The sequence below is a fragment of the Streptomyces sp. CB02959 genome, from assembly GCF_002803155.1.
GTDB lineage: Bacteria > Actinomycetota > Actinomycetes > Streptomycetales > Streptomycetaceae > Streptomyces.
Genome location: NZ_NNBP01000008.1, coordinates 59,191 through 83,386, shown reverse-complemented (window position 1 = coordinate 83,386; position 24,196 = coordinate 59,191). Strand labels below are relative to the sequence as shown.

At 71.9% G+C, this 24,196-nt stretch carries 23 protein-coding genes and 7 tRNA genes; 11 read left to right on the top strand and 19 right to left on the bottom strand.

Going from position 1 to position 24,196, the window contains the following annotated elements; translation table 11 throughout:
- Positions 1-42: 42 nt before the first annotated feature.
- The 4 genes from CG747_RS15180 to pgsA all read right to left on the bottom strand — a co-directional run bounded on the left by CG747_RS15180 (position 43) and on the right by pgsA (position 3,931).
- Positions 43-588, bottom strand: coding sequence for a hypothetical protein (locus CG747_RS15180; RefSeq protein WP_100602253.1), 546 nt, complete (start codon positions 586-588; stop codon positions 43-45).
- Between the two features lie 594 nt (positions 589-1,182).
- Positions 1,183-2,343: a glycosyltransferase family 4 protein gene (locus tag CG747_RS15175; RefSeq protein ID WP_100602252.1), complete on the bottom strand. Its 1,161-nt coding sequence runs from the start codon at positions 2,341-2,343 to the stop codon at positions 1,183-1,185.
- Positions 2,340-3,278, bottom strand: coding sequence for a phosphatidylinositol mannoside acyltransferase (locus tag CG747_RS15170; protein WP_100602251.1), 939 nt, complete (start codon positions 3,276-3,278; stop codon positions 2,340-2,342). The genes CG747_RS15175 and CG747_RS15170 overlap by 4 nt, the downstream gene beginning before the upstream one ends.
- Positions 3,278-3,931: a phosphatidylinositol phosphate synthase gene (gene pgsA / locus CG747_RS15165; protein ID WP_100602250.1), complete on the bottom strand. Its 654-nt coding sequence runs from the start codon at positions 3,929-3,931 to the stop codon at positions 3,278-3,280. Before pgsA ends, CG747_RS15170 begins: the two co-directional genes overlap by 1 nt.
- 276 nt (positions 3,932-4,207) lie before the next feature.
- On the opposite strand from pgsA, the gene CG747_RS15160 reads away from it, so the two are divergent.
- Complete coding sequence (locus CG747_RS15160; RefSeq protein WP_100602249.1) at positions 4,208-6,406, top strand: elongation factor G-like protein EF-G2; 2,199 nt, start codon at positions 4,208-4,210, stop codon at positions 6,404-6,406.
- A gap of 184 nt (positions 6,407-6,590) precedes the next feature.
- Positions 6,591-8,249, top strand: a complete 1,659-nt coding sequence (locus CG747_RS15155; RefSeq protein ID WP_100602419.1) for a hypothetical protein — start codon at positions 6,591-6,593, stop codon at positions 8,247-8,249.
- An 81-nt stretch (positions 8,250-8,330) separates the two neighbouring features.
- Here CG747_RS15155 and CG747_RS15150 read toward each other — a convergent pair whose 3' ends face one another.
- The 6 genes from CG747_RS15150 to CG747_RS15125 form a co-directional block, all read right to left on the bottom strand.
- Complete coding sequence (locus CG747_RS15150; protein WP_100602248.1) at positions 8,331-9,542, bottom strand: YncE family protein; 1,212 nt, start codon at positions 9,540-9,542, stop codon at positions 8,331-8,333.
- Positions 9,542-10,321: a polysaccharide deacetylase family protein gene (locus CG747_RS15145; protein ID WP_180985559.1), complete on the bottom strand. Its 780-nt coding sequence runs from the start codon at positions 10,319-10,321 to the stop codon at positions 9,542-9,544. The genes CG747_RS15150 and CG747_RS15145 overlap by 1 nt, the downstream gene beginning before the upstream one ends.
- A gap of 116 nt (positions 10,322-10,437) precedes the next feature.
- On the bottom strand, positions 10,438-10,995 hold the full coding sequence (locus CG747_RS15140; RefSeq protein WP_100602247.1) for an HIT domain-containing protein: 558 nt from the start codon (positions 10,993-10,995) through the stop codon (positions 10,438-10,440).
- 71 nt (positions 10,996-11,066) lie between these two features.
- Positions 11,067-13,049, bottom strand: coding sequence for a threonine--tRNA ligase (gene thrS, locus CG747_RS15135; RefSeq protein WP_100602246.1), 1,983 nt, complete (start codon positions 13,047-13,049; stop codon positions 11,067-11,069).
- Positions 13,050-13,151: 102 nt separating this feature from the next.
- Positions 13,152-14,354 carry a hypothetical protein gene (locus CG747_RS15130; RefSeq protein WP_100602245.1) on the bottom strand — a complete coding sequence of 401 codons (1,203 nt, stop codon included), beginning with the start codon at positions 14,352-14,354 and terminating at the stop codon, positions 13,152-13,154.
- Positions 14,354-14,941 carry a DUF4365 domain-containing protein gene (locus tag CG747_RS15125; protein WP_100602244.1) on the bottom strand — a complete coding sequence of 196 codons (588 nt, stop codon included), beginning with the start codon at positions 14,939-14,941 and terminating at the stop codon, positions 14,354-14,356. The genes CG747_RS15130 and CG747_RS15125 overlap by 1 nt, the downstream gene beginning before the upstream one ends.
- Before the next feature lie 222 nt (positions 14,942-15,163).
- Here CG747_RS15125 and CG747_RS15120 point away from each other — a divergent pair, with 222 nt between their 5' ends.
- On the top strand, positions 15,164-15,889 hold the full coding sequence (locus CG747_RS15120) for an exonuclease domain-containing protein (RefSeq protein WP_100602417.1): 726 nt from the start codon (positions 15,164-15,166) through the stop codon (positions 15,887-15,889).
- A gap of 137 nt (positions 15,890-16,026) precedes the next feature.
- Here the strand turns inward: CG747_RS15120 and CG747_RS15115 are convergent.
- From CG747_RS15115 to CG747_RS15105, 3 genes are all read right to left on the bottom strand, one after another.
- Positions 16,027-16,098: transfer RNA gene (locus CG747_RS15115), tRNA-Val, on the bottom strand.
- A gap of 84 nt (positions 16,099-16,182) precedes the next feature.
- Positions 16,183-16,653: an SRPBCC family protein gene (locus tag CG747_RS15110; RefSeq protein WP_100602243.1), complete on the bottom strand. Its 471-nt coding sequence runs from the start codon at positions 16,651-16,653 to the stop codon at positions 16,183-16,185.
- A gap of 85 nt (positions 16,654-16,738) precedes the next feature.
- Positions 16,739-16,810: transfer RNA gene (locus CG747_RS15105), tRNA-Val, on the bottom strand.
- A 374-nt stretch (positions 16,811-17,184) separates the two neighbouring features.
- Between CG747_RS15105 and CG747_RS15100 the strand changes: the two genes are divergently transcribed.
- Together CG747_RS15100 and CG747_RS15095 are read left to right on the top strand one after the other, a co-directional pair.
- Positions 17,185-17,598, top strand: a complete 414-nt coding sequence (locus CG747_RS15100; RefSeq protein WP_003959770.1) for an SsgA family sporulation/cell division regulator — start codon at positions 17,185-17,187, stop codon at positions 17,596-17,598.
- Between the two features lie 225 nt (positions 17,599-17,823).
- A complete protein-coding gene (locus tag CG747_RS15095; protein WP_100602242.1) occupies positions 17,824-18,390 on the top strand; it encodes a CGNR zinc finger domain-containing protein in 567 nt (188 codons plus the stop codon).
- Positions 18,391-18,438: 48 nt separating this feature from the next.
- Here CG747_RS15095 and CG747_RS48005 read toward each other — a convergent pair whose 3' ends face one another.
- Positions 18,439-18,594, bottom strand: a complete 156-nt coding sequence (locus tag CG747_RS48005) for a hypothetical protein (protein WP_180985549.1) — start codon at positions 18,592-18,594, stop codon at positions 18,439-18,441.
- Positions 18,595-18,662: 68 nt separating this feature from the next.
- The gene (locus CG747_RS15090) at positions 18,663-19,115 is read right to left on the bottom strand and encodes a hypothetical protein (RefSeq protein ID WP_100602241.1); all 453 of its coding nucleotides are present in this window, start codon (positions 19,113-19,115) and stop codon (positions 18,663-18,665) included.
- A 173-nt stretch (positions 19,116-19,288) separates the two neighbouring features.
- On the opposite strand from CG747_RS15090, the gene CG747_RS15085 reads away from it, so the two are divergent.
- A complete protein-coding gene (locus CG747_RS15085; RefSeq protein WP_100602240.1) occupies positions 19,289-19,840 on the top strand; it encodes a DsbA family protein in 552 nt (183 codons plus the stop codon).
- 52 nt (positions 19,841-19,892) lie between these two features.
- Here the strand turns inward: CG747_RS15085 and CG747_RS15080 are convergent, their stop codons facing one another.
- The 3 genes from CG747_RS15080 to CG747_RS15070 are packed head-to-tail and all read right to left on the bottom strand — an operon-like array spanning position 19,893 to position 22,654.
- On the bottom strand, positions 19,893-20,723 hold the full coding sequence (locus CG747_RS15080) for an N-acetyltransferase (protein ID WP_100602239.1): 831 nt from the start codon (positions 20,721-20,723) through the stop codon (positions 19,893-19,895).
- A 39-nt stretch (positions 20,724-20,762) separates the two neighbouring features.
- Positions 20,763-21,587: an aminotransferase class IV gene (locus CG747_RS15075; protein ID WP_100602238.1), complete on the bottom strand. Its 825-nt coding sequence runs from the start codon at positions 21,585-21,587 to the stop codon at positions 20,763-20,765.
- Complete coding sequence (locus CG747_RS15070) at positions 21,584-22,654, bottom strand: chorismate-binding protein (RefSeq protein WP_146022088.1); 1,071 nt, start codon at positions 22,652-22,654, stop codon at positions 21,584-21,586. The genes CG747_RS15075 and CG747_RS15070 overlap by 4 nt, the downstream gene beginning before the upstream one ends.
- A 177-nt stretch (positions 22,655-22,831) precedes the next feature.
- Here CG747_RS15070 and CG747_RS15065 point away from each other — a divergent pair.
- From CG747_RS15065 to CG747_RS15045, 5 genes are all read left to right on the top strand, one after another.
- Positions 22,832-22,904: transfer RNA gene (locus CG747_RS15065), tRNA-Gly, on the top strand.
- Between the two features lie 38 nt (positions 22,905-22,942).
- Positions 22,943-23,016, top strand: a tRNA-Cys gene (locus tag CG747_RS15060).
- Between the two features lies 1 nt (position 23,017).
- Positions 23,018-23,089, top strand: a tRNA-Val gene (locus tag CG747_RS15055).
- 24 nt (positions 23,090-23,113) lie between these two features.
- Positions 23,114-23,185 (top strand) — tRNA-Val (locus CG747_RS15050).
- Between the two features lie 43 nt (positions 23,186-23,228).
- Positions 23,229-23,300, top strand: a tRNA-Val gene (locus CG747_RS15045).
- A gap of 225 nt (positions 23,301-23,525) precedes the next feature.
- On the opposite strand, the gene CG747_RS15040 is transcribed toward CG747_RS15045, so the two are convergent.
- Positions 23,526-23,735, bottom strand: coding sequence for a hypothetical protein (locus CG747_RS15040; RefSeq protein WP_100602236.1), 210 nt, complete (start codon positions 23,733-23,735; stop codon positions 23,526-23,528).
- Between the last annotated feature and the right edge of the window lie 461 nt (positions 23,736-24,196).

Here is a 24,196-nt window from a genome sequence, read left to right as displayed (position 1 = left end):
CCGTCTCGGCATGCGGAAGGCCCGCTTTCGCTTCGTGGTCGGTCAGCTCCCGACCGAGCGGTCGTCCAATACGGCCGGCGCCTCGTCGTCCATCTCGAAGGCCAACGGGAACGGCGCATGGCCGGCCAACCGCAGATAACGGACCACCCGGTGCCGGCGGACCGCCCGCGCCGCCCGCACGGCGTCATTGTGGAACCGGCGCGCCATCGGGACCCGCCGCACCGCCGCGGTCAGCTCCGCGACCGTCCGCTCGCCACCCGGAGCCTCCCGCACCGCCTCCAGCTGCGCCTCGTCCTCGAAGACCGCCCGCAACGCCTGGCTGAGCTCGCTCTCCGCGACCTCACGGTGGTCCTCCGCCGCCTGCCGGGCCTCGTGCGCGGCCTGATAGAGCACGATCGACGCGGCCGGATCCAGCACACCCGACGTCCCCACCTCCTGCGCGACCGAGGCCCGCCGGAGCAACTGGGCGTCCAACGCCGCCCGGGCCGCGTCGATGCGCGCGTGCAGCCGGTCGAGCCGACCGGCCGTCCAGCTCAGGTAGACACCGATCAGGACGATCGCGGCGGCGATCCAAATAAACGTCGTCACGGCCGGTCACGCTATCGCGATCGGCCGCGGTGGTTGGTTGGGGCCCGCACGTTGTCGGCCTCCCCGCCGTGGGGGTTCGCGTTTTGCGCCTCGCGGCGGGTCCGCTGCGCGGGGCTGGGCCTCGCACGTTGCCGGGTGCGGCGTCGTTTCGCCTGCGGCGGGCGTTGCCGCTGCGCGGGGCTGGTCGGCCGCGGTGCCGGGTCTGTGGGGTGGGGGTGTACCGGACTGCTTCGCTTTACGTCCGGCACACCCCCACCCCACAGACCCGTCCCCTCCCGTTGGTGGGTGGAATTCAGGTGAGTTGGGGTGTCCTTAGGGGGACGGTGCGGGTCCGCTGTCGAGTGGTGACCGGGGCGATCAGCGACCGGGAGGCGACCACTCACGCTGCCCCCCACCCACCGTCTTTCCTCACCACCACCGGGAGGGGTCGGGTTGGAGGGGTCGGTGTGCAGGACGTAAAGCGCAGCAGTCCTGCACACCGACCCCTCCAACCCGACACCGCACCCAACAGCCCCGCGCAGCGGACAACAGCCAGCGCCGCCAGGCGCAACGGCGAGAAACCCCCACGGCGGGACAGCCAAAAACGTCCGGGGACTAATCCTTGGCCAGCCAGCGACGCCCCCGCGCGCCCACCCGTTCGTCCGTTGCGACTGCCGACGCGCCGGCGGCCACCGTCTCGTAGACGGCGAGGATGTCCGCTCCGACGGTGGTCCAGTCGAAGCGGCGGACGTGCTTGCTGCCGCGTTCGCGGAGTTCGGCGAGCCGGTCGGGGGTGTTCAGCAGGCGGACGGCCGCGGCGGCGAGCGCCTCGGCGTCCTCGTTGGCGAAGAGTTCGCCGGCCTCGCCCTGGTCCAGGACCTGGGCGAACGCGTCGAGGTCGCTGGCCAGTACGGGCGCCGCGGCGGACATCGCCTCCACGAGGATGATGCCGAAGGACTCACCGCCCGTGTTGGGCGCGACGTAGACGTCGACGCTGCGCAGCAGCCGCGCCTTGTCCTCGTCGGAGACCATGCCGAGGAACTCGACCCGGGAGCGCAGCTCGGCGGGCAGGTCGGCGACCGCTTCCTCCTCGTCGCCGCGGCCGGCGACCAGGAGTCGGGCGTCGGGGACCGCGGCGAGGATCGCGGGCAACGCCTTCATCAGGACCGGCAGGCCCTTGCGCGGCTCGTCGATCCGGCCGATGAAGCCGATGGTGCGGCCCTGCCACTCGGGCCGGGGTTCGGCCCGGGCGAAGAAGTCGACGTCCACGCCGTTGGGGATGACCACGGCGTCGCCGCCGAGGTGCTCGACCAGGGTGCGGCGGGCGTACTCGCTGACCGCGATCCGGGCGCTGATCTTCTCCAGGGCGGGCTGGAGGATCGGATACGCGGCGATCATGGCGCGGGAGCGCGGGTTGGAGGTGTGGAAGGTCGCCACGATCGGGCCCTGTGCCGCCCAGCAGGCGAGCAGGCCCAGGGAGGGCGAGGCGGGCTCGTGGATGTGGATGACGTCGAAGGCGCCGTTCTGCAGCCAGCGGCGGACGCGTGCGGCGGAGAGGAAGCCGAAGTTGAGGCGGGCGACCGAGCCGTTGTACGGGACGGGGACGGCGCGGCCGGCCGGGACGACGTAGGGGGGCAGCGGGGTCTCGTCGTCGGCGGGGGCCAGTACGGAGACCTCGTGGCCGAGGCGGATCAGGTGCTCGGCCAGGTCGCGGATGTGGAACTGCACGCCGCCGGGGACGTCCCAGGAGTACGGGCAGACGATGCCGATCTTCACGCGGGCTCCGTTCCGGCGGCGGCGCCGCGCGGCTCCAGATCGGCGAGCCACAGCCGCTGGAGCATGTGCCAGTCGGTGGGGTGGTCGGCGATGCCGGAGGCGAAGGTGTCGGCGAGCGCCTGGGTCATGTGGGCCGCCTTCTCGGTGCGGGTGCCGTTCTCGGGCACCTCGATCTCCGGGTGGACCCGGCCGCGCATGACGGGGCTGTCGTCGTACCAGAGGGTGACCGGCAGCAGCATCGCGCCGGTCTGGAGGGCGAGCATCGCGGGCCCGGCCGGCATCTTCGTCTCCTCGCCGAAGAACTTCACCGGTATCCCGGAGCTGGACAGGTCGCGGTCGGCGACCAGGCAGACCAGGCCGCCGGCCCGCAGCCGCCGGGCCAGCGTGCCGAACGCGGCGCCGCCGGTGTGCGGCAGCACCTCCATGCCCAGGCCCTCGCGGTAGGCGACGAACCGGTCGTAGAGGGACTCCGGCTTGAGGCGCTCGGCGACGGTGGTGAACGGGGTGTTGAGCTTGGTGGTGACCCAGACGCCGGCGAGGTCGTAGTTGCCCATGTGGGGCAGGGCCAGGATCACGCCCCGGTCGCTCTTGAGGCCGTCCTCCAGGTGGTGCACGTCCTCGGGGGCGAAACCGGCCTTTATCCGCTCCGGGCTCCACACCGGCAGCCGGAAGGACTCCATCCAGTACCGCATGTACGAGCGCATCCCGGCCCGGGAGAGGTCGGCCAGCCGCTGCGGGGAGGCGTCCGGGACGACCCGGGCGAGATTGGACTCCAGGCGCTGGACGCCCTTGCCGCGGCGCCGCCAGGCGAGGTCCGCGAGCTGCTGCCCGAGCTGCACCGCGACCCCTTCGGGGAGCCGCTTGACGGTGCTCCAGCCCAGGCCGTACAGCCCGTCCGTCAGCTTTTCCGTGTCGATCAGCGTCCGGCTTCCCATCAGCCGTTCCCCCCTTGAGCGATGGTGTCGGCCTCGGCCGACTCCCGGCGTACCGTCACCACGCGTTGGCCGAGGGTGACGGCGCTGCCGACGGCGACCACCCACAGGGCGATCGGCAGCAGGACCTCGACGCCCGGCACGCCGAACTTGTGCAGCCCGGACAGACCGCAGGCGACCAGCGAGATGACCAGCCGCTCGGCCCGCTCCACCAGGCCGTTCACGTCCACCGGCAGCCCGATGGCCTCACCTCGCGCCTTGGTGTACGAGACGACCTGGCCGCTGGCGAGGCAGAAGATGGCGATCGCGCAGAGCGCCAGGCTGTCGCCGCGCCCCGCGTACCAGAGGGCCAGCCCGCCGAAGATCGCCGAGTCCGCGACCCGGTCGAGGGTGGAGTCCAGGAAGGCGCCCCATCGGCTGGAGCGGCCCAGCTGGCGCGCCATGTTGCCGTCGATCAGATCGGAGAAGACGAACAGCGTGATCACGACCGTGCCCCAGAAGAACTCACCCTGGGGATAGAAGATCAGGGCGCCTGCCACCACACCGCCGGTCCCGACGAGGGTGACCGCGTCCGGGCTGACCCCGAGACGGATGAGCAGGGCGGCGAACGGTGTGAGAACACGCGTGAAGAACGCACGCGCGTACTTGTTCAGCATGACCTTCCCGGAAAGTCGATACGGGCCGCGCGGTCAAGGGGCCACCGGCTGGCCCATCGTAGCCAGGCGGCCGTGGGGCACCGCGAACGCATCGCGGCGCGGGGTGCATCACACGGCTCGGACCCGCCTGCGCGCGCCCGCCCACGCGCCCGCGGGCACCGCCGGGCGGCCGGGTGGTGCCTTGCGAGCAGCGGGCGGGTGTGCCACGTATGGACGCATCCTGAACCCGGTGGAAAGCTCGAATCACCGCAAAGTGTCGACCTGGAGGCGAGACACATGAGCGAGAAGTCGAGTACACAACCAGGAGCCGCCGGAAGGGCACCAGCGGCCGACCGGCCCGCTGCCCTGCGCAATGTGGTGCTGGTCGGCCACAGCGGCTCCGGAAAGACCACCCTGGTCGAGGCACTCGCGCTGGCGTCCGGCGCGGTCAACCGGGCGGGCCGCGTGGAGGACGGCGGCAGCCTCTCCGACTACGACGAGATCGAGCACCGGCAGCAGCGCTCCGTACAGCTCTCCCTGGTCCCCGTCGACTGGGGCGGAATCAAGATCAATCTGTTGGACACCCCCGGATACGCCGACTTCGTGGGGGAGCTCAGGGCCGGTCTGCGCGCAGCGGACGCGGCCCTCTTCGTTGTCTCGGCGGCCGACGGCGTGGCCGGTGCGACCCGGATGGTCTGGGACGAGTGCGCGGCCGTCGGGATGCCGCGCGCACTGGTCGTCACGCACCTGGAGGCCGCCCGTGCCGACTTCGACGAGATGACCCGGCGGTGCGCGGTGACCTTCGGCGGTGACGACCTGGACGCCGTCCTGCCGCTCTACCTCCCGCTGTACGGCCCCCCGGGCGCGGACGGCCACGCCCCCGTCAACGGCCTGATCGGCCTGCTGTCCCAGCGCGTCTTCGACTACTCCTCCGGGGAGCGCACCGAGCGCGCCCCCACCGAGGACGAGCTCCCGCTGATCGAGGCGGCCCGCAACCGCCTCATCGAGGGGATCATCGCCGAGAGCGAGGACGAGTCCCTCATGGACCGCTACCTCGCGGGCGAGGAGATCGAGCTCAAGACGCTCGTTGGCGATCTGGAGACCGCGGTCGCCCGGGGCTCCTTCCACCCCGTGCTGGCCGCCGCCCCGGCCGCCGACGACGCCAAGCAGGGGCTGGGCACCGTCGAACTGCTGGAACTGATCACCGGTGGCTTCCCCACCCCCGCGGAGCGCGAGGCACCCGCCGTGACCACCCCCGACGGCTCCCCGCGGCCGAGCCTGGGCTGCGATCCGGAGGGCCCGCTCGCCGCCGAGGTGGTCAAGACCTCCTCCGACCCGTATGTGGGCCGGCTCTCCCTCGTCCGGGTCTTCTCCGGCACCCTGCGCCCCGACGACACGGTGCACGTCTCCGGCCACGGCCTGGAGGACCGCGGCCACGAGGACCACGACGTCGACGAGCGGGTCGGCGCGCTGTCCGCGCCGTTCGGCAAACAGCAGCGCCCGCTCCCCCAGGCCATCGCCGGCGACCTGGCCTGCGTGGCCAAGCTGACGCGCGCCGAGACCGGCGACACCCTCTCCGGCAAGGACGGCCCGCTGCTGATGGAACCGTGGGCGATGCCGGACCCGCTGCTGCCGGTCGCGATCCGGGCGCACAGCAAGGCCGACGAGGACAAGCTGTCCCAGGGGCTGGCCCGGCTGGTCGCCGAGGACCCCACGATGCGCCTGGAACACAATCAGGACACCCGCCAGGTGGTCCTGTGGTGCATGGGCGAGGCGCACGCCGACGTGGCCCTGGAGCGGCTGCGCTCCCGCTACGGCGTGCAGGTCGACACCGTCGACCACAAGGTCGCGCTGCGGGAGACGTTCGGCGGCTCCGCGGCGGGCCGCGGCCGGCACGTCAAACAGTCCGGCGGCCACGGCCAGTTCGCGATCTGCGAGATCCAGGTCGAACCGCTGCCGGGCGGCTCCGGCATCGAGTTCGTCGACAAGGTCGTCGGCGGCGCGGTCCCCCGGCAGTTCATCCCGTCCGTCGAGAAGGGCGTCCGCGCCCAGGCCGCCCGCGGGATCGCCGCCGGACATCCGCTCGTCGACATCCGGGTCACGCTGTTCGACGGCAAGTCCCACTCGGTCGACTCCTCGGACGCCGCGTTCCAGACGGCGGGCGCGCTGGCCCTGCGGGAGGCCGCCGCGCAGATCACCATCGACCTCCTGGAACCCGTCGCCGACGTGGGCGTCCTGGTGCCGGACGAGTATGTCGGCCAGGTGCTCAGCGACCTCTCCGGCCGCCGCGGCCGGGTCGTGGGCACCGAGCAGTCCGGCGCCGGCCGCACCCTGATCCGTGCCGAGGTGCCGGAGATCGAGATCGGGCGCTACGCCGTCGATCTGCGCTCGCTCTCCCACGGCACCGGCCGCTTCAGCCGCGGGTACCTGCGGCACGAGGCGATGCCCGGCCAGCTCGCCGCCAGAATGCGGGAACAGACCGAGATCGGCGCATAGTTAACGGCAAGTCAGCCGCCGTCCCGGACCGCCCTGTTGGGCCGGGCCGGCGGCTGTACGCTGGGGCTTCGGCCGCTGAGCCGCGCGTTCCGGGCCAACCTGCCGGCACGTCGGCCCAGCAGGTGTGCGCGGAAGCGTAGTCGGGTAGAGCGCATCAGCGGATACGCGCGTGATGGGGGCGGTAGTGGCAGACGGCTTTGACTTCAGTCCGGGGGCGCAGGTCCCCATCTCGGGCGGCGCCGGGCAGACGGCGGCGACCCAGGCCCTGGCCTCGGCTGCCTACCGGGACACCCCGCTGGCCGAGATCTCCAAGGCCGACTCCGATTCCGGCACTTCCGACATCAAGAAGCCCAAGCTGTCGCTGTTCGCGCCCGACCTCGGCGAGGCGTTCTCCCGCGCCGTCCAGGTGCGCATGCTCGGCGGCGGCCGCAAACCGCTGATCCAGTCCTTCGGCACGGAGCCGCAGACGGTCGTCGAGCACTGCCTGTCGGCCACCCGCATCCGCAAGCAGCGCGACACCCGGCTGACGATCCTGATGGTGGTGTGCGGGCTGCTCTTCCTGCCCGGGGTGCTGCTCTGGCTGGGCGCCTTCCAGCTCCGCAAGATGTTCTCCAAGGACGGCGAGGGCAACGGCATCTCCCTGCTGGGCGGGGCGCTGCTGGCCCTGCTCGCCGGCGCCGGCCTGTTCTTCATGGTCAAGCTGCCGTTCACCGGCTTCTGGCCGCTCTACGCCCGGGGCGTGCTCGTCGCCCCGGTGGTGGGCTGGTGGCTGGCCAAGCAGGTCTGCGAGCGGACCGCGGTGATCCTGCGGGAGGCGTGGAAGGGGCTCCTGGAGGGCGGCGGCGTCGCCGCGAAGATTCCCGAGGCGGTGCCGCAGGACCCCAACCACACCTCCGCCGAGACCCTCCGCCACAACCTCGCCAAGGTCTCCGCCGAGCAGCGCAGCAACGTCGTCTTCTACGCCGGCCCCAAGGGCATACTCGGGATGGGCACCCGATGGGGCAGCTGGCAGCTCGCCGAGGAGCTCCGGCCGGCCCAAGAGGGCACCGACATCCACCCCTTCCGCAGCTGGGACGTCATCCGCGCGATCCACGACCGGCTGCGCCTGCTGGAGCGCAGCCCGTTGCACACCGGCGGGTTCAAGCAGCCGCCGTCGGTCCGCCACTGGATCGTCTCGCCGGTGGGTGAGAAGGCCAAGGCCGTCTCCCGCCCCGAGGGCGCCCACGTCGACGGGTACGAGGTCCGCGACCACGAGATAGCGCGGATCTGCAACGAGCAGCAGTTCGGCAGCGGCGACCGGCACTACCTCGGCGTCCAGTTCGTCCTGTGGGACGGCCAGTTGGTGATCACGCTGATGATCACCGTCACCGTGCTCCACGAGACGCTCCGCATCGAGGTCAGCGGCCACGCCCTCGGCCCGGTCAACTCCCTGTTCACCGGCAAGCCGGAGCCCAAGACCAAGGAGGTCGCCAAGGTCGTCCGGTTCTGGGAGACCAAGACCCATACGCTGCCGCTGATCGGGCCGTCGGAGGTGGTCCGGCTCGCCGCCCGCGCCCCGCTGACGTGGTTCCCGCCGGTCCTGGACTTCCTCGGCGGCAAACTCGCCCTCCCCGAGCCGTTCGGCCTGCGGCACGTCTGGGCCGACAAGCCCTGGCGCCACCGCTTCATGGCCGACGACGCGCTGCGCGCCGCGACCCCGGTCCTGCGGGCCGTGCACGCCGCCGCGATGAACGTCCTCAAGGAGAACGGCGTCAACGTCGAGCGCTTCGACAACCGCTCCCTGGTGCTCAGCGGCATGGTCCAGAGCGCCGAACCGCACAAGGTCGACGAGTACAACGCGTAGGCCCCGCACCGCACGGACGGGCGCGCGCACGGCTTCCCCGCCGGGCGCGCGCCCGTTCCGCGTTCCGGACGAGGTCCGGGGCTAGCGGAAGATCCCCGTGTGCCCCAGCGAGTACCGCCCCGGCTGCGGATAGACCGCGAGCCCGTGCGGCCCGAGGCCCACCCGGATCTTCGCCAGGGTCTTCCCGGTGTGCGTGTCGAGCGCGTAGACCTCGGAGTTGTACCGCCCGGACAGCCACAGCACGTTGCCGTCCGCCGAGACCCCGCCCATGTCCGGGCTGCCGCCGCCGCGGATGTGCCACTTGTCGACCAGTTCGCCGGTCTTGAAGTCCAGCAGCGAGATGGACCCCTCGCCGCGGTTGGAGATGTACATGTGGCGGGAGTCGCGGCTGACGTAGAGCCCGTGCGTCCCCTTGCCGGTCGGCAGCAGCTTCGGCCGGCCGAAGTGGTCGCCGTCCAGGATCCACACACCGTCGGCCATCATGTCGGCGATGTACCAGGTCCTGCCGTCCGGCGAGATCTTCACGTCCTGCGGCATCGCCCCCTCGAACGGCAGCTTCTGCTTGGCGGTCACCTCCATCTTCGCGGTGTCCACCTTGAGCAGCTCACCGGAGAACTCGCAGGAGACGATGAAGTACTTCCCGTCCGGCGAGAAGTCGGCGTGGTTGACACCCGCGCAGTCGACCGGGACGGTCTTGCGGACCTCCATCGTGTGCGGGTCCCGGAACACCAGCTGCCGGTCCATCGACGCCATCACCACCGCGTACTTCCCGTCCGGCGTGAAGTACAGGTTGTACGGGTCGTGGACCTTGACCGGCTTGCCGGACTTGCCGGTGGCCGGGTCGATCGGGGTGAGGTCGTGCCCCCGGTTGTTGTTGACCCACAGCGTCTTCATGTCCCAGGACGGCACCACGTGCTGCGGCTGCACGCCCACCGGGATCGTCTCGATCACCTTGTACGTCTTGGGGTCGATGACGCTCACCGTGTCGGAGCCGGTGTTGGGCACGTACACCCGCGGCGGGAAGTCCTTGACCTGCGGCGCCAGCTGGTTGGGCCGGTCCGCGGCGTACAGGTCGCGTGCGTCCAGCACCGGCGGCATCCCCGGCAGGCCCTGGACGACGGCCTTGTGGGGCGAGGGCCTGGCGGACCGCGAGGCCGGGCCGGACTGCTCCCCGCCTCCGGAGCAGCCCGCCGCCACCAGGGCGCAGGCCGCGACGAGCAGCGCGGCCCGGCGGGTGGGACGGGCGGGGCGGGAGCCGGTCGGGCGGGGGTGGGTACGGTTCCGGTCAGCCATCAGGTCACTAGCTCCGTTGTCGTCACCGCGCGCAGACCGCGCCGGCGGAGGCCGTCGAGGATCGGGGGCAGCGCGGCCACCGTGCCGGCGTGCCCGAGGTGGAGACTGACGACCGAGCCCGGCCGGACGCCGTCCAGGACCGTGCGCTGGACGGCCGGGGCGCCGGGGTCGTTCGCGTCGAGGGAGTCCACGTCGTACGACAGGACGTGCGGATAGCCCGCCTGACGGGCCAGCCGGATCACCTGCCCGGTGGCCCGCCGGGTCTGCGAGGGGCGGAACCAGCTGCCGATACTTCCCGTGAGCTTCCGCAGCCGGTCGGCGCACTGGCTGATCTCGGCGTACGCGGCATCGGCGGGCAGCGCACAGATGTTGCGGTGGTGCATGGTGTGGTTGCCCAGCTCATGGCCGCCGTCCAGGATCCGGCGGGCCATCGCGGGCTGCTCGTCGAGCCAGTCGCCGACGGCGAGCACGGTGATCCGGGCGCCGGCCCGCTCGGCCTCGCCCAGCAGTGCCCCGGCCAGCTTGGGGTCGCCCCGGCCGTGGAAGGTCAACGCCACCGCGTGGCCGTCCCGCGGCCCGTGCTCGATCTCCACGGGAAGGCCGGGCGCGCGGGTCGGCGGCCGGGCGGCGGGGTGCCGGGCTGGGGCGGACCGCCCCGTCCCCTGGGGGCTCGGTCCGCCTGCGGCCGGTGCGGAAGAGGAGGCGTCCGCCGACCGCTTCGGGTCGCAGCCCGTCGTGAGCGCACCGGCGGCCGCGGCCGAGGCGGCCGCGCGCAGCACGGAGCGACGATCTAGGGAAGTCACCACCCCATTAGAGGGGCAAAAATTCCCAATCGAGGTGATATGTACGATTCATCCGAGTGCGTGTCGCCCCGTTCACCCGGCGCGCAGCACGCCTACGCCGGCCAGGCCGCGGCCAGCATCGCCCGGGTGTCGGCGAGGAGTTGGGGCAGCACCTTGGTGTGCCCGACCACCGGCATGAAGTTGGTGTCCCCGCCCCAGCGGGGGACGACGTGCTGGTGGAGGTGGGCGGCGATACCGGCACCGGCGACCGCGCCCTGGTTCATCCCGATGTTGAAACCGTGTGCGCCGGAGGCGGTGCGCAGCGCCGCCATCGCCCGCTTGGTGAAGTCCGCCAGCTCCGCGGTCTCCGCCCCGTCGAGGTCGGTGTAGTCGGCGACATGGCGGAACGGGACGACCATGAGGTGCCCGCCGTTGTACGGGTAGAGGTTCAGCACCGCGTACACCCGCTCACCGCGGGCGACCACCAGACCGTCCTCGTCCGACTTCGAGGGAATGGTGCAGAACGGACAGCCGTCCTCGGACCCCGGGCCGCTCGGCTTGTTCTCCCCCTGGATGTACGCCATCCGGTGGGGCGTCCACAGGCGCTGGAAGGCATCCTGCGTCCCGACTCCGATCTGCTGTTCCGGCTCACTCGTCATGTTGCGAAGCATATTCTCCCCGGCCGACGGGGGAAGCGGCGAGGGGCGATCCCGATGGGACCGCCCCTCTGACAACCGCTGCCTCAGACCTGGACGCGGCGCTCCACCACGTCCAGGAGCTTGGCCAGCGCCTCAGCACGCGGAATGCCGTTCTCCTGCGAACCGTCGCGGTAGCGGAACGACACCGCCCCGGCGGCCATGTCCTCGTCACCGGCGAGGATCATGAACGGCACCTTGGCCTTCTGCGCGTTCCGGATCTTCTTCTGCATCCGGTCCGAGGAGGAGTCCACCTCGACCCGCAGCCCCTTGGCCTTCGCCTCCGCGGCGAACTCCTCCAGGTACGGGACGTGGGCGTCGCCGATCGGGATGCAGGTCGCCTGCACCGGGGCCAGCCACGCCGGGAAGGCACCCGCGTAGTGCTCCAGCAGCACCGCGAAGAACCGCTCGATCGAGCCGAACAGCGCCCGGTGGATCATGACGGGCTGCTGCTTGGAGCCGTCCGCCGCGGTGTACTCCAGGCCGAAGCGGGCGGGCTGCTGGAAGTCGACCTGGATGGTCGACATCTGCCAGGACCTGCCGATGGCGTCCTTCGCCTGCACCGAGATCTTCGGCCCGTAGAACGCGGCGCCGCCCGGGTCGGGCACCAGCGGCAGCCCCTGCTTCTCGGCCGCCTGGCGCAGCGCCTCGGTGGCCTCCTCCCACTCCGCGTCCTCGCCGATGAACTTGTCGGACTCGGGGTCGCGGGTGGACAGTTCCAGCTCGAAGTCGGCCAGGCCGTAGTCGCGCAGCAGGTCGAGGACGAAGGTGAGCAGGTTGTCCAGCTCGTCCGCCATCTGCTCCTTGGTGCAGTAGATGTGCGAGTCGTCCTGGGTGAAGCCGCGGGCGCGGGTCAGGCCGTGCACGACGCCCGACTTCTCGTAGCGGTAGACCGTGCCGAACTCGAAGAGCCGCAGCGGGAGTTCGCGGTACGACCGGCCGCGCGCCTTGAAGATCAGGTTGTGCATGGGGCAGTTCATCGCCTTGAGGCGGTAGTTCTGCCCGTCGAACTCCAGCGGCGGGAACATCGCGTCGCCGTAGTTCGGCAGGTGCCCCGAGGTCTCGAAGAGGGCTTCCTTGGTGATGTGCGGGGTGTTGACGAACTCGTAGTCCGACAGCTCGTGCCGCTTGCGGGAGTAGTCCTCCATCACCCGGCGCACGACGCCGCCCTTGGGGTGGAAGACGGCGAGGCCGGAGCCCAGCTCCTCCGGGATGGAGAACAGGTCCAGCTCGGCACCGAGCTTGCGGTGGTCGCGCTTCTCGGCCTCGACGAGGAAGTCGAGGTGCGCCTTGAGCTCGTCCTTGGTCGGCCAGGCGGTGCCGTAGATGCGCTGCAGCTGCGGGTTCTTCTCGCTGCCGCGCCAGTAGGCGGCGGCCGACCGCATCAGCTTGAAGACCGGGATGTTCCGGGTGCTGGGCAGGTGCGGCCCGCGGCACAGGTCCTTCCAGCACAGCTCGCCGGTCTTGGCGTCGAGGTTGTCGTAGATGCTCAGCTCACCGGCACCGACCTCGGCGGAGGCGCCCTCGGCGGCGTCCGCGGCGGAGCCCTTGAGGCCGATCAGCTCCAGCTTGTACGGCTCGTCCGCCAGCTCTGTGCGGGCCTCGTCGTCGGACACCACGCGGCGGGAGAACTTCTGGCCGCGCTTCTGGATCTCCTGCATCTTCTTCTCGATGCGCTTGAGATCGTCCGGGTGGAAGGGCTTCTCGACGTCGAAGTCGTAGTAGAAGCCGTCCTTGATCGGCGGGCCGATGCCGAGCTTGGCCTCCGGGAAGAGCTCCTGCACGGCCTGGGCCATCACGTGCGCGGTGGAGTGCCGCAGGATGTTCAGGCCGTCGTCGGAAGTGATCTCGACGGGCTCGACCTCGTCGCCGTCGGCCAGCTCGTAGGCGAGGTCCTTCAGCTCGCCGGCCACCCGTGCGGCCACGATGCTGCGCTCGCCCTGGAAGAGGTCGGCGGCCGTAGTGCCCGTGGTCACCACGCGTTCTTCCCGCTCGGAATCGCGTTGGACGGTCACACGGACGTCTGACACCGGTCTCTCCTGACTCATGTCTCTCTCACGTCAGCGTTTGCTGCGCCCCCGAATCGTACCGAGCCGCAGGACCGCACCGCGAAACGGTTGCCGGCGGCCCCCTCAGGCGTCCGCCGGCGCCCCGTCGCACGCCGCGTCGCCCTCGTCGAATCCGCCGCCCCCGGACTCCTCCCGGAGCGCCTTCAGCAGCCGGTCCCGGTCGGCCGGATCGACCTGTACGGGGGTGACGTCCCGGCCGCCGGTGATCCGCCGGAAACCGCCCCTGCTCTCCAGCCGGCCGCTGACCCGGATCGGCAGCCCGGCCAGGTGCGCGTGCCCGGCGATCCGGTAGTCCTCCGCCGCCAGGGCCGCCCGCACCTGGCCCACGTCGGCCCCGGTGATCACCCGCAGCCGCACCGACCCCGGGCCGTCCGGCCGCTCCCGGCGCAGCCGTACGACGGTGCCGGTCACCCGCACCGGCAGCGACGGCTCGGCACGGACGTAGCGCTGCGCCGCCTGGTGGAGGGCGGGCAGGTCACCGGGCGAGAACTCGACCGGTTCGGGGCGGGCCGCGAAGCCGGCCGGGGCGCCGGCTTCGGGCGACCAGGCGATGGTGATCCGCACCCCCTCCGCGTCCCGCACCAGCGCGATCAGCGCCTGCACCAGCTCGTGGCAGACGCCCAACCCGACCGCCGCGTCGAACGCCTCCATGCCGCCGGTGGCCCGCTGGTAGTCGGTGGCGTCCCGGGCCGCGTGCAGCGCCCGCTGGAGCCCGGCGACCACTCCCCGCCCGGCCCGTACGGGGACGAACGCGGCCAGGTGCCGACCGACCGGGACCGGGCCGACCAGCACCTCGCCCAGGAACCCCTCGGCCCGCCGCTGGTGCCGGGCCCCGTAATAACCGGCCCGGGAGTAGCTGCCCAGCGCGCCGGCGGTCAGCAGGGCGCGGGCCGCCGCCCGCAACCGCTCCTGCGCCACCCAGTACGCGCTGCCGGGGCCGCCGTCGGGGACCTCGCGCTCCCAGCGCACCTCGTCGCTGGGCACCGCGAGGCCGACCAGCACCTCGCGGGCCGAGGGCGCGGCGCTCCGCTCCAGCGCGGCCAGCGCCTCGGCCAGCAGCTCGGCGCTGTCCGGAAATCGACGGTCGTGGGGCACCAGCAGGCTGGTGCCGCCCGATCCGTCCGGCGGGGTCCAGCGGGCGTAGCGGCCGGCCGCGCCGCTCCGGCGCCGCCAGCCGTGCCGGGCCAGCAGGGCGCCGAGCACTCCGGGGTCGAGCCGCGCGGGGTCCGGCGGCCGCGCGCCGTAGTCATCGGTCGGCCGGTCCATCAGGGTCTCCCTCCCGCCCCGACCCGCGTCATGATCTCGCGGAGCGCGCGGTCGTCGAAGATCCGCGTGGTCGGGATCCGCACAGTGGTCCTGCGCCGGCCGGTCACCGGATGGCCGGCGAGGTTGGTCCAGTAGCAGCAGTGCCGCAGTTCGAGGTGGTCGTGTCCGGCCCGCAGCCAGTCGTCCGGCTCCCGCGGGACGAGCATCACGACGAGGATCTTGTGCACCGCCACCGGTGTGCGGGCCAGCTTCACCAGGTGGTCGTTGTCGAGCGTGAAGGCGAAGGTGGGCCCCGGTGGGCGCGGGGCCGTCTGATAGGTGCACTTGAGCTGCACCTTGATGGTCACCTCGTCGTCGACGGTGTGACCGGGCGCGGCATGGCTGACGTGCCAGTCGATGCCGTTGTCCGGAAAGGGCTGCGCCAGCGAGCACCCGGCAGCGGCGGCGACCGCGTGCAGGTAGCCCACCTGGAGGGTTTCCATGCAGGCCGTGGTGGCGAGGCCACCGCGCTGCGGTGTGAGGGAGGGCCGGGGGTACCGCCCGCTTGCGGGGGACAGCCCGCCCGGTTCGGGCTGCGCGAGGGTCATCGCGGGTGCCTTCCGGGCCGTGCCGAATCGATGCGTCCGGGTGGCGGGGCGGGGGCCGGCGCACGGGAGCCGCCGGACCGCCGGTGCGCCGGCCCGTCCCTGTGGTTGTCTCCGCGTCAAGCGGGCCGCAAACAAGGGCGGTTCGAGCCGACCGCGACTCGGGTATCACCAGCACGGGTGACGTGCACCGTCATCCCCCGTACGACCGCGAGGAGTTGGATGATGCCGCGCTGGTATGACGGTCCACTTGCCGCCTTCGACACCGAGACGACGGGCATCGACGTCGAGCGCGATCGCATCGTCTCCGCCGCCCTGGTGGTCCAGGAAACCCCGCGCGCCGCCCCGCGCGTCACCCGCTGGCTGATCAACCCGGGCGTGGAGATACCGGAGGCCGCGACGGCGGTGCACGGACTGACGGCCGATCACCTCGCACTGCACGGCCGCTGGCCGGCACCGGTGCTGGAGGAGGTGGCCCGCGCACTGGCGGCCCAGGCGGTGGCCGGCCGCCCCCTGGCGGTGATGAACGCCCCGTTCGACCTCACGCTCCTGGAGCGGGAGTTGAAGCGCCACCGCGCCAGCTCGCTCGACGCCTACCTGGGGGCGCATCCGCTGCACATCCTCGACCCGCGCGTCCTGGACAAGCACCTGGACCGCTACCGCAAGGGCCGCCGCACCCTCACCGACCTCTGCGTGCACTACGAGGTCGAGCTGACCGACGCCCACGAAGCGGCCGCGGACGCCCTGGCCGCACTCCGGGTGGTCCGGGAGGTGGGCCGCCGCTTCGCCGACCGACTCGAAGGGCTGCAGCCGGCCGAACTCCACACCCGGCAGGCGGTCTGGTACGCGGCGCAGGCGCGCGGCCTCCAGGCGTGGTTCGCCCGCAGCGGTTCCCCGGAGGCGGTCGACCCGCATTGGCCGTTGCGGCCGGAACTCCCCGCCGCGGCCTGATTCCCGGTCAGAATTCCGCGGGAATTCCCCGGAAGACCACCGGCACCGAAACGGAATTACCGTTCCGCGGACCGCGGTCGCACCCGGCCAATAAAAAGAACCGGACCGCCTCTTGGCGGCCCGGTTCATGATCCCGGTGGGCGATACTGGGTTCGAACCAGTGACCTCTTCGGTGTGAACGAAGCGCTCTCCCACTGAGCTAATCGCCCGGGTTCCGGCGAGGTTTCCCTCGCGAACGACCTGAACGATACAGGCCGCCAGGCCCTTCCATCAAATTCCTCCTCCGGCACCCCTCACCCGCGGGCCAGCCAGGCCGCCAGGCCGCGCCGCCCGGCCCGCATCATCAGCGCGTGATTGACCCGGAACAGCGGCCGCCCCAGCAGCGCCCAGCGCCGCAGCATCGACTTGCGGACCTCCACTTCCTGCTCGAAGACGGCCCGGGTGCCGCCCACTCCGGGCACGACCGTCCAGCGCGCCCAGCCGACCAGGTCCCCGCGCATCGCTATTTCCAGCACCCCGGCCCCCGGGTCCCGCAGCGTCTCGGTCGCCACCACGGTCAGCTCGTACGGCAGGAAGGACCGGAACCGCGCGGTGCCGCCGCGTTCGCCGAGCGGGACGACCTCGCGCACCTGCGGCCACCAGCGGGGATACGACTCAGCCCGCTCCAGCACCGCATAGACGACGGTGGGCGGGGCGTTCAGCAGCCACACGCTGCGGAAGCGGTAGCGGTGCAGTCGGCACGGCGGGCCTGACGAGTCCGGCATGATCCCAGTGTGCGCCCCACGGCCCCGGAAACCCCCAACAACAGCAACGGCCCGGAGACTTGAGTCTCCGGGCCGTCGTCCGGGGTGGGCGATACTGGGTTCGAACCAGTGACCTCTTCGGTGTGAACGAAGCGCTCTCCCACTGAGCTAATCGCCCGGGCGCACCGCCAACATTACCGCACGTCGGAGGCGCTCCCGACCACGGCGGCGGCGCTGCCGACCTCCTCGGGACCCGGACGGAGCGACCCCGCACCCGATCAACCCGCCGGCCGGGGCACCCGGCACGCCGAACCGACGGAGATCATCGCAAAGCACTCCCCGTTCCGTTACTCTGCGTATTCGTGTCGCCTACGCAACGGATGGGCAGCCCTGGCGAAATTACGGCCGGAGACGATCACGCAATCCGCCGTAAGAGGTACCTGAAGCCACCCAAAACCGTCAGAGGGGTTTACAACGGCACCGTAGGTGGCATGTCGATTTCGCCGACGTGCGAATCCCCGAGCGCACACTGAGCGAAAGGCCCTGGCGCTTATGAACACCACGGTCAGCTGCGAGCTGCACCTGCGCCTCGTTGTGTCGAGCGAGTCCTCACTGCCTGTACCCGCGGGCCTGCGGTATGACACGGCCGATCCGTATGCCGTGCACGCCACCTTCCACACCGGAGCCGAGGAAACGGTTGAGTGGGTTTTCGCCCGCGACCTCCTCGCCGAGGGCCTGCACCGGCCCACGGGCACCGGAGACGTCCGAGTCTGGCCGTCCCGGAGCCACGGGCAGGGCGTCGTCTGCATCGCCCTGAGCTCCCCGGAAGGAGAAGCCCTGCTGGAAGCCCCGGCGCGGGCGCTGGAATCCTTCCTGAAGCGGACGGATGCCGCCGTACCGCCCGGTACGGAGCATCGGCATTTCGATCTCGACACCGAGCTCTCCCACATCCTGGCGGAGAGCTGAGACGCAGCACGCACACCCACCGCATCCACCCGCTCACACTTGCGACCGTCCGACTCGGGGCGACGGCGCAGGACCGAAAAGTTCACACGGCACCCATCGGCGCCGTCACCGCGGACCCACCGCGGGGACGGCGCCGAAGCTTGTCCCAGGCGCTAGAGTCGGCGACCATTCGCCAACGACACCGGGGCGGCACCGGCCGACCCCACCCGGCCAGGGAGCGGAACCGTGCTGATCACCCATGACACCCGGTGCGCGCTGGACGCGGTCGTCGACCTGCTGAACACCGCCCCCGAGGGCGACTCCCCCGGCGCCCCGGACAGCCTGACCGACCTCGCGGCCCTTACCGAGTTCGTCCGGCGCAACGACGTCAGCGACGTGGGGTCGCTCGTGCCGGACGACCTGGCCGCCGTACGAGCCGTGCGGGCGCGGTTCGCGGAGATCTTCGCAGCCGACGACGACCACACCGCGGCCGCACGGTTGAACGCGCTGGTCGCCTCCGCGGGCACCACCCCGCAGCTGACCGATCACGACGGCTACGACTGGCACGTCCACTACTTCGCGCCGGGTGCCACGGTCGCCGACCACCTGGCCGCGGACGGCGGGATGGCGCTGGCCTTCATCCTCGTCGGCGGGGAGCGCGAGCGGCTGCGGCGCTGCGAGGCGCCGGATTGCCGGCACGCCTTCGTGGACCTCTCCCGCAACCGCTCACGGCGCTACTGCGACAGCCGGACCTGCGGAAACCGGCTGCACGTCGCGGCCTACCGCGCACGGCGGCGGGAGGCCGCGGGCTGAGCAGCCGCGGTGCCGAGGCCCGTCCGCCGTACGGTGGTCGTCGGGGCGTCACAGGATGTAGAGGTCGTGTACCGCACCTAGTAGGAGCAGTAGGCCAATGAAGGCTAGGAAGAGCATCAACGGCGGCTGGGACAGCGCGAACAGGCAGCCGCGCGGTTCGGCGTACGGGGCGTCGTCTTGGGCGAGGGCGCACTCATCGTTCATCTCGCGCGCATCATCGCGCAGACGATCGTCCCGGAGACCGCAATAGGCCCCTCAGCAGCGGGAGTTCATCAGATCCCGTGCTTTTTCAGGATCGCTTCGATGTCCGAGAAGTCATCCTTGGGGGCGCTGTCCGCGGCCGGGGCCGGGGCCGCAGTGGTCTTCGGTGCCTTCCGGCCGGGGCCGAGGGAGGGCGCGGAGGCGGCCGGCGCCACCACCGGCGCTCCGGAACCCGCCGCGGCCCGGCGCTCCTTGCGGCCGGATATCCCGCGGCGCCGCTCCACCAACCTGCTGATCGCGAACAGCCCCGCGGAGACCGCGAGCACCCCGAACCCGGCCCAGACCGTGGGCTTGAAGACGATGCTGGTGACCCAGTCGACGACACCCGTCATGACCAGGCCGATCGGGATCAGGGCGAAGGCGGCGATCCGGGTCGCGGCCAGGAAACGCTTGCGGTAGGCGGTCAGCGCGGCGATGCCCAAGCCCGCTGCCGACACCGCGGCACAGACTGTCGAGGTCAGCATCCGGTCCTCCTGCCGGTCGAAGGGGCGAGCGGGCGTTCCGCGCGCTCTTCCATCCTGCCCTCTCCGACCCCGCACAGGCCATGTCCCGACCAGGACCTCAGGGAGATCTCCGGGTCGCCCTCCTCCGCAGGTCCGGGTTCCTCCCTAGGGCGGTGGGCTGGAAGACTGGCCGCATGAACGACGCCGCCGCCTCCGGCCCCACCAGTCCCGTCAGCCCCACCCGCCCCGTCCTCGACATGTGGTGCGATCTGCAGTGCCCGGACTGTGCCACCGCCCTGGCGGACGTACGGGCGCTGCGCGAGCGCTTCGGTGACCGGCTGGAGATCCGGCTGCGCCACTTCCCGCTGGCGAAGCACAAGCACGCCTACGCGGCCGCCCAGGCCGTCGAGGAAGCCGTCGAGCAGGGCCGGGGCTGGCCGTACATCGAGGCGGTGCTGGCGCGGACCGACGACCTCGGCAAGCGCGGCGAGAAGGTGCTGCTGGACATCGCCGGCGAACTGGGGCTGGACGCCGAGGAGATCGACACCGCGCTGGTCGACGGGCGGCACCTGCTGGCCGTCGACGCCGACGAGGCCGAGGGCAAGGCGATCGGCGTGACCGGCACCCCGACGTACGAGATCGGCGGCGTACGGCTGGACGGCGGCAAGAGCCAGGAGGGGCTGCGGGCCCGGATCGAGGAGATCGCCGAACGGCTGCTGGCCGAGCAGGACGCCGCGGCGGGCTGACGCACCGGGTCACCGCGGCTCCCGCCGGTCCGGCACGGGCGCCGCGGGCCGGTCAGAGGATCGGCTTCCACATGCGGTACGCGGTCGTGCGGTAGCCGAGCGAGCGGTACAGGCCGAGCGCCGGCGCGTTGTCCGGGTGGACGTTGAGCGCCAGCGAGGCACGGCCCGCGGCCAGGGCCTCCCGCTCGGCGACGAGCATCAGGCTGCGTCCGTGGCCCTCGCCGCGGTGCTCGGGCGCCACCCGCATGTCCATCACGTAGCCGCCGGGCTGCCCGGGGAGCCGCAGGGCGAGCCAGAGGGTGCCGACGTCGACGCCCTCGTGGGCGAGGACCCTCAGTACCTGGCCGGGTGTGGCCGCGCCCTCGGGGAGCAGCGCGTCGTGCTCGGCGGGCTCGGTCCGTTCGGCGCGCTCCCGGGCCATCCCCTGCGCGGTATCCGCCCGGATGCGCTCGGTGACCGCTGCGGCCAGCCAGACCGGGTACTCGGCCTCGCTCATCGGGCGGTCGCCGCTGCCGTCGGGGAGCCCGCCGGGGCGGGTCAGGGCCCGCGCCATGATGCGGCTGCGTTCGGTGTAGCCCAGGGCCGCCGAGAGTCGCACCGCGGCCTCGGCGTCCGCGGGCACGGTCAGTTCGATCTGCCGGCAGCCCCAGCCGCGCAGCACTTCCTCGGCGGCCAGCGCGGCGACCGTGGCCCGGCCGCGGTGCCGGTCGGGGGCGTCGACGCCCAGGGCCTCGATCCGGCCGGCGGTGGGCCCGAACCGGGCGTCCGTGGCCAGCTGGATCCCGCCGACCCGGCGGCTGTTGACGCAGATGTCGTAGGGGCGGGACCGGCGGCCGTCGTCGTGTCGTACTTCGGGGCCCGCGGGGCGCAGCGTAGTGGTCACGAGGACTTTTCTACTCGCCTGCGCGCGGGCCCGTCACCCTCAGCGCGGGTCGAAGTCCGCTGCCGCCTCCCGGTCGAAGATCCGCATCGCCTCGGCGGTCACCGGGCCCGGCCCGGCGGCGAGTTGGCGGTCGTCGATCCGGGTCACGGCCTGGACGTCGCGCAGCGTGGAGGTCAGGAAGATCTCCTCGGCGCTCTCCAGGACGTCCAGCGGCAGATCCGTCTCCTTGGCGCCGGCCCAGGCCACGGTCAGCGCGCGGGTGATGCCGGCCAGGCAGCCGGAGGCCAGCGGCGGGGTGTGAAGTTCGCCGTCGAGGACGACGAAGACGTTGGAGCCGGTGCCCTCGCAGAGCGCGCCGACGGTGTTGGCGAACAGCGCCTCGGAGGCGCCCCGTTCACGGGCGCGGGCGAGGGCGACGACGTTCTCGCCGTACGAGGTGGTCTTCAGGCCGGCGAGGGCGCCGCGCTCGTTGCGCGTCCAGGGGACGGTGACCGCGGCGGTGGTGTCGGGCCGGCGGCCGGCCTCGGAGGCCGCGACGACCAGGGTCGGGCCGGCCTCGCCGCGGTCCGAGCCGAGCGGGGAGAGACCGCCGGTGTAGGTGATCCGCAGCCGGCCCAGTGCCATCGGGTTAACGTCCAGGACCGCCGTGCAGCCGCGCCGCACCTCGTCGAGGTCGGGGGCGGGCAGGCCGAGCCCGCGGGCGGAGGTGGCCAGACGCTCCAGGTGGCGGGTGAGGGCGAACGCCCGTCCCCGCTCGGCCTTGATCGTCTCGAAGACCCCGTCGCCGACCGTCAGGCCGTGGTCGAAGACCGAGACACGGGCCGCCTCGGCGTCCCGCAGTTCCCCGTCGAGCCAGATCTTCATCGCTTGGGTCCTCCACTCACTTCGTGCGCACCGGACGCTACCGCGAGCAGCCGGCGCGCCTTCAACTCGGTCTCCGCCCACTCCCGCTCCGGATCCGAGTCCCAGATGATCCCGGCGCCCGCACCGAATCGGAGCACCGGGCCCTCGGGGTCGGCGCGGTCGATCCAGAACGTGCGAATGCCGACGTTGAGCCAGCCGGTACGGCGGTCGGCGTCCACCCAGCCGATGCCGCCGCAGTACGGGCCGCGCGGGGCGGTCTCCAGCTCGTCGATGATCCGCAGGGCGCTGGACTTGGGGGCGCCGGTGACCGACCCGGGCGGGAAGGTCGCGCCGAGCAGGTCCGCCCATGCGGTCTTCTCGTGGGTCTCGGCCAGTTCACCGCGCACGGTGGAGACGAGGTGGACCAGGCCGGGGTGCTCCTCCACGGCGCACAGGGCGGGGACGGTGACCGACCCGGTGGCGCAGACCCGTCCGAGGTCGTTGCGCACCAGGTCCACGATCATCACGTTCTCGGCGCGGTCCTTCGGCGAGAGGTCCGCGGCGGTGCGGCCGGTGCCCTTGATGGGGCCGGACTCGACGGTGCGGCCGTCCCGACGCAGGAAGAGCTCCGGGGAGGCGGTGGCGATCTCGACGCCGTGCCCCGGCAGGCGAATCGTTCCGGCATAGGGCGCGGGGTTGCCGCGAGCCAGGACGGCGGAGAGCGCGTCCACGTCGGCGCGCTCGGGGTCGGGCAGCGGCGCGGTCAAGACCCGGCAGAGGTTCACTTGATAGACCGTGCCGGCCGCGATGTGGTCCCGGATCCGCCGGACGCCCTCCGTATAGGCGGCGCGGTCCAGGGAACTGCGCCAGTCGGCCGGGACGGGACCGCGCCAGGCGTCGGGCCCGGGGGCGTCCGCGGCCGTGGCGGGGCGTACGTCGGCGAAGCGGGCGCAGACCACGCCCCCCTCGAAGTCTGCGGTCACCGCCCACCAGCCCGCGGAATCCAGTGCCGCGGGATCGCTGGTCACATCGCGCAGGTCGGTGGCTATCAGGCCGCCGAAGCGGGCCATCGGAGCGAAATCGTGCACGTCAGTGAGTCTATGGCGGGGCACCGTCGATCGCCCGGGCCGAGCGAGCAGCGCAGCACGCTGCACAAACGCGTTTTTGTACTGGCCCAGGAATCCGCTAGAGTTCAACACGTCGCCGGGACGCGAAAGCGCCCCGGAGGCCAGGTAGCTTCCCGACGTAGTCTGGGAGAGCCGCCCGCGGACGTAGCTCAGTTGGTAGAGCACCACCTTGCCAAGGTGGATGTCGCGAGTTCGAGTCTCGTCGTCCGCTCGATGTGGGGGATCATCCCGAGCCCCCCGCACACTCCTGGTGGAGTGGCCGAGAGGCGAGGCAACGGCCTGCAAAGCCGTCTACACGGGTTCAAATCCCGTCTCCACCTCCAAGGACGATTAGCTCAGCGGGAGAGCGCTTCCCTGACACGGAAGAGGTCACTGGTTCAATCCCAGTATCGTCCACTGACCCGGTATTGCCGGGTCCCCGCGCGATTAGCTCAGCGGGAGAGCGCTTCCCTGACACGGAAGAGGTCACTGGTTCAATCCCAGTATCGCGCACGCAGTGCCCGCGGTCGTCTTGCAGATCGATCCGCGGTCCCGAGGACGATTAGCTCAGCGGGAGAGCGCTTCCCTGACACGGAAGAGGTCACTGGTTCAATCCCAGTATCGTCCACACCCAAGGTCGAGGGCCGGAGCGGAAGCTCCGGCCCTCGGTCGTTGTATCGGTCCGGTGGGGCGGCCAACTCCCCAGGATAGGCCGGTAGTTCCCGAAAATGCCCGATGGCCGGGCATCTCCCCAGATGCCCGGCCACTCGTGCCGTCCGCCGCACCCCCGTCCCCACGGGGTTTCGGCCGAAGTGCCCGTCCCGGACCGCTCTCCCGGGACCGGGGCGCCCGCTCAGCGCCCCAGCATTCCGGCCACGGACGACGCCTGTGTGACGACGGCCTCCCAGCCGCCGAAGACCACGGCCAGGAGGAACGCCAGCGGCAGCACCATGGCGACCGCTATGAGGGGATGGCGGGTGCCGGTGGGCCGGCTGCCGCCGAGCGCGGTGGTGGCCCTGCGGCCCCGCGCCAGGAGGGCCGTCCGCCCCGTACTGTCCGCCATCGACCTGCTCCCGTCGTGATCCAGGGCGGCGGGCGTCTGACCTCGGGGGACGAGTGCTGCGCCCGCCGCTTGAGCTCAAGCCTAGGTGCGCGGGCGGGTGCCGGACGTCATGCCGTCGTACCGCTTGGCGGGCCTCCAGGAGGATGACGGGAGGGGGCCCGGCGTACTCCCCTGGGTGGAGAGGTCACGGGGTGGCCCCGGAGACATCCCTGAGTGGGGCGCGCGGCGTGGGAATCCGGCGCACGACGGGCACGAGGGGGGCATCTCGCACGAGGGGGGGCGAAACGGTGACTTCGATCACTTGGGGCGCTCCCCCGCCGGCCGTCGCCCTGCCCGTGGTGCGGGGCCCGCGGGAACCCGGCACCGTTCCGTACGCGCACCTTTCACGCCGTCAAAATCCCTTGAGAAAGGGATCATTGGGGCACATCGCGGGTAGCGGAGCCGGGGGCCGGACGGATTTC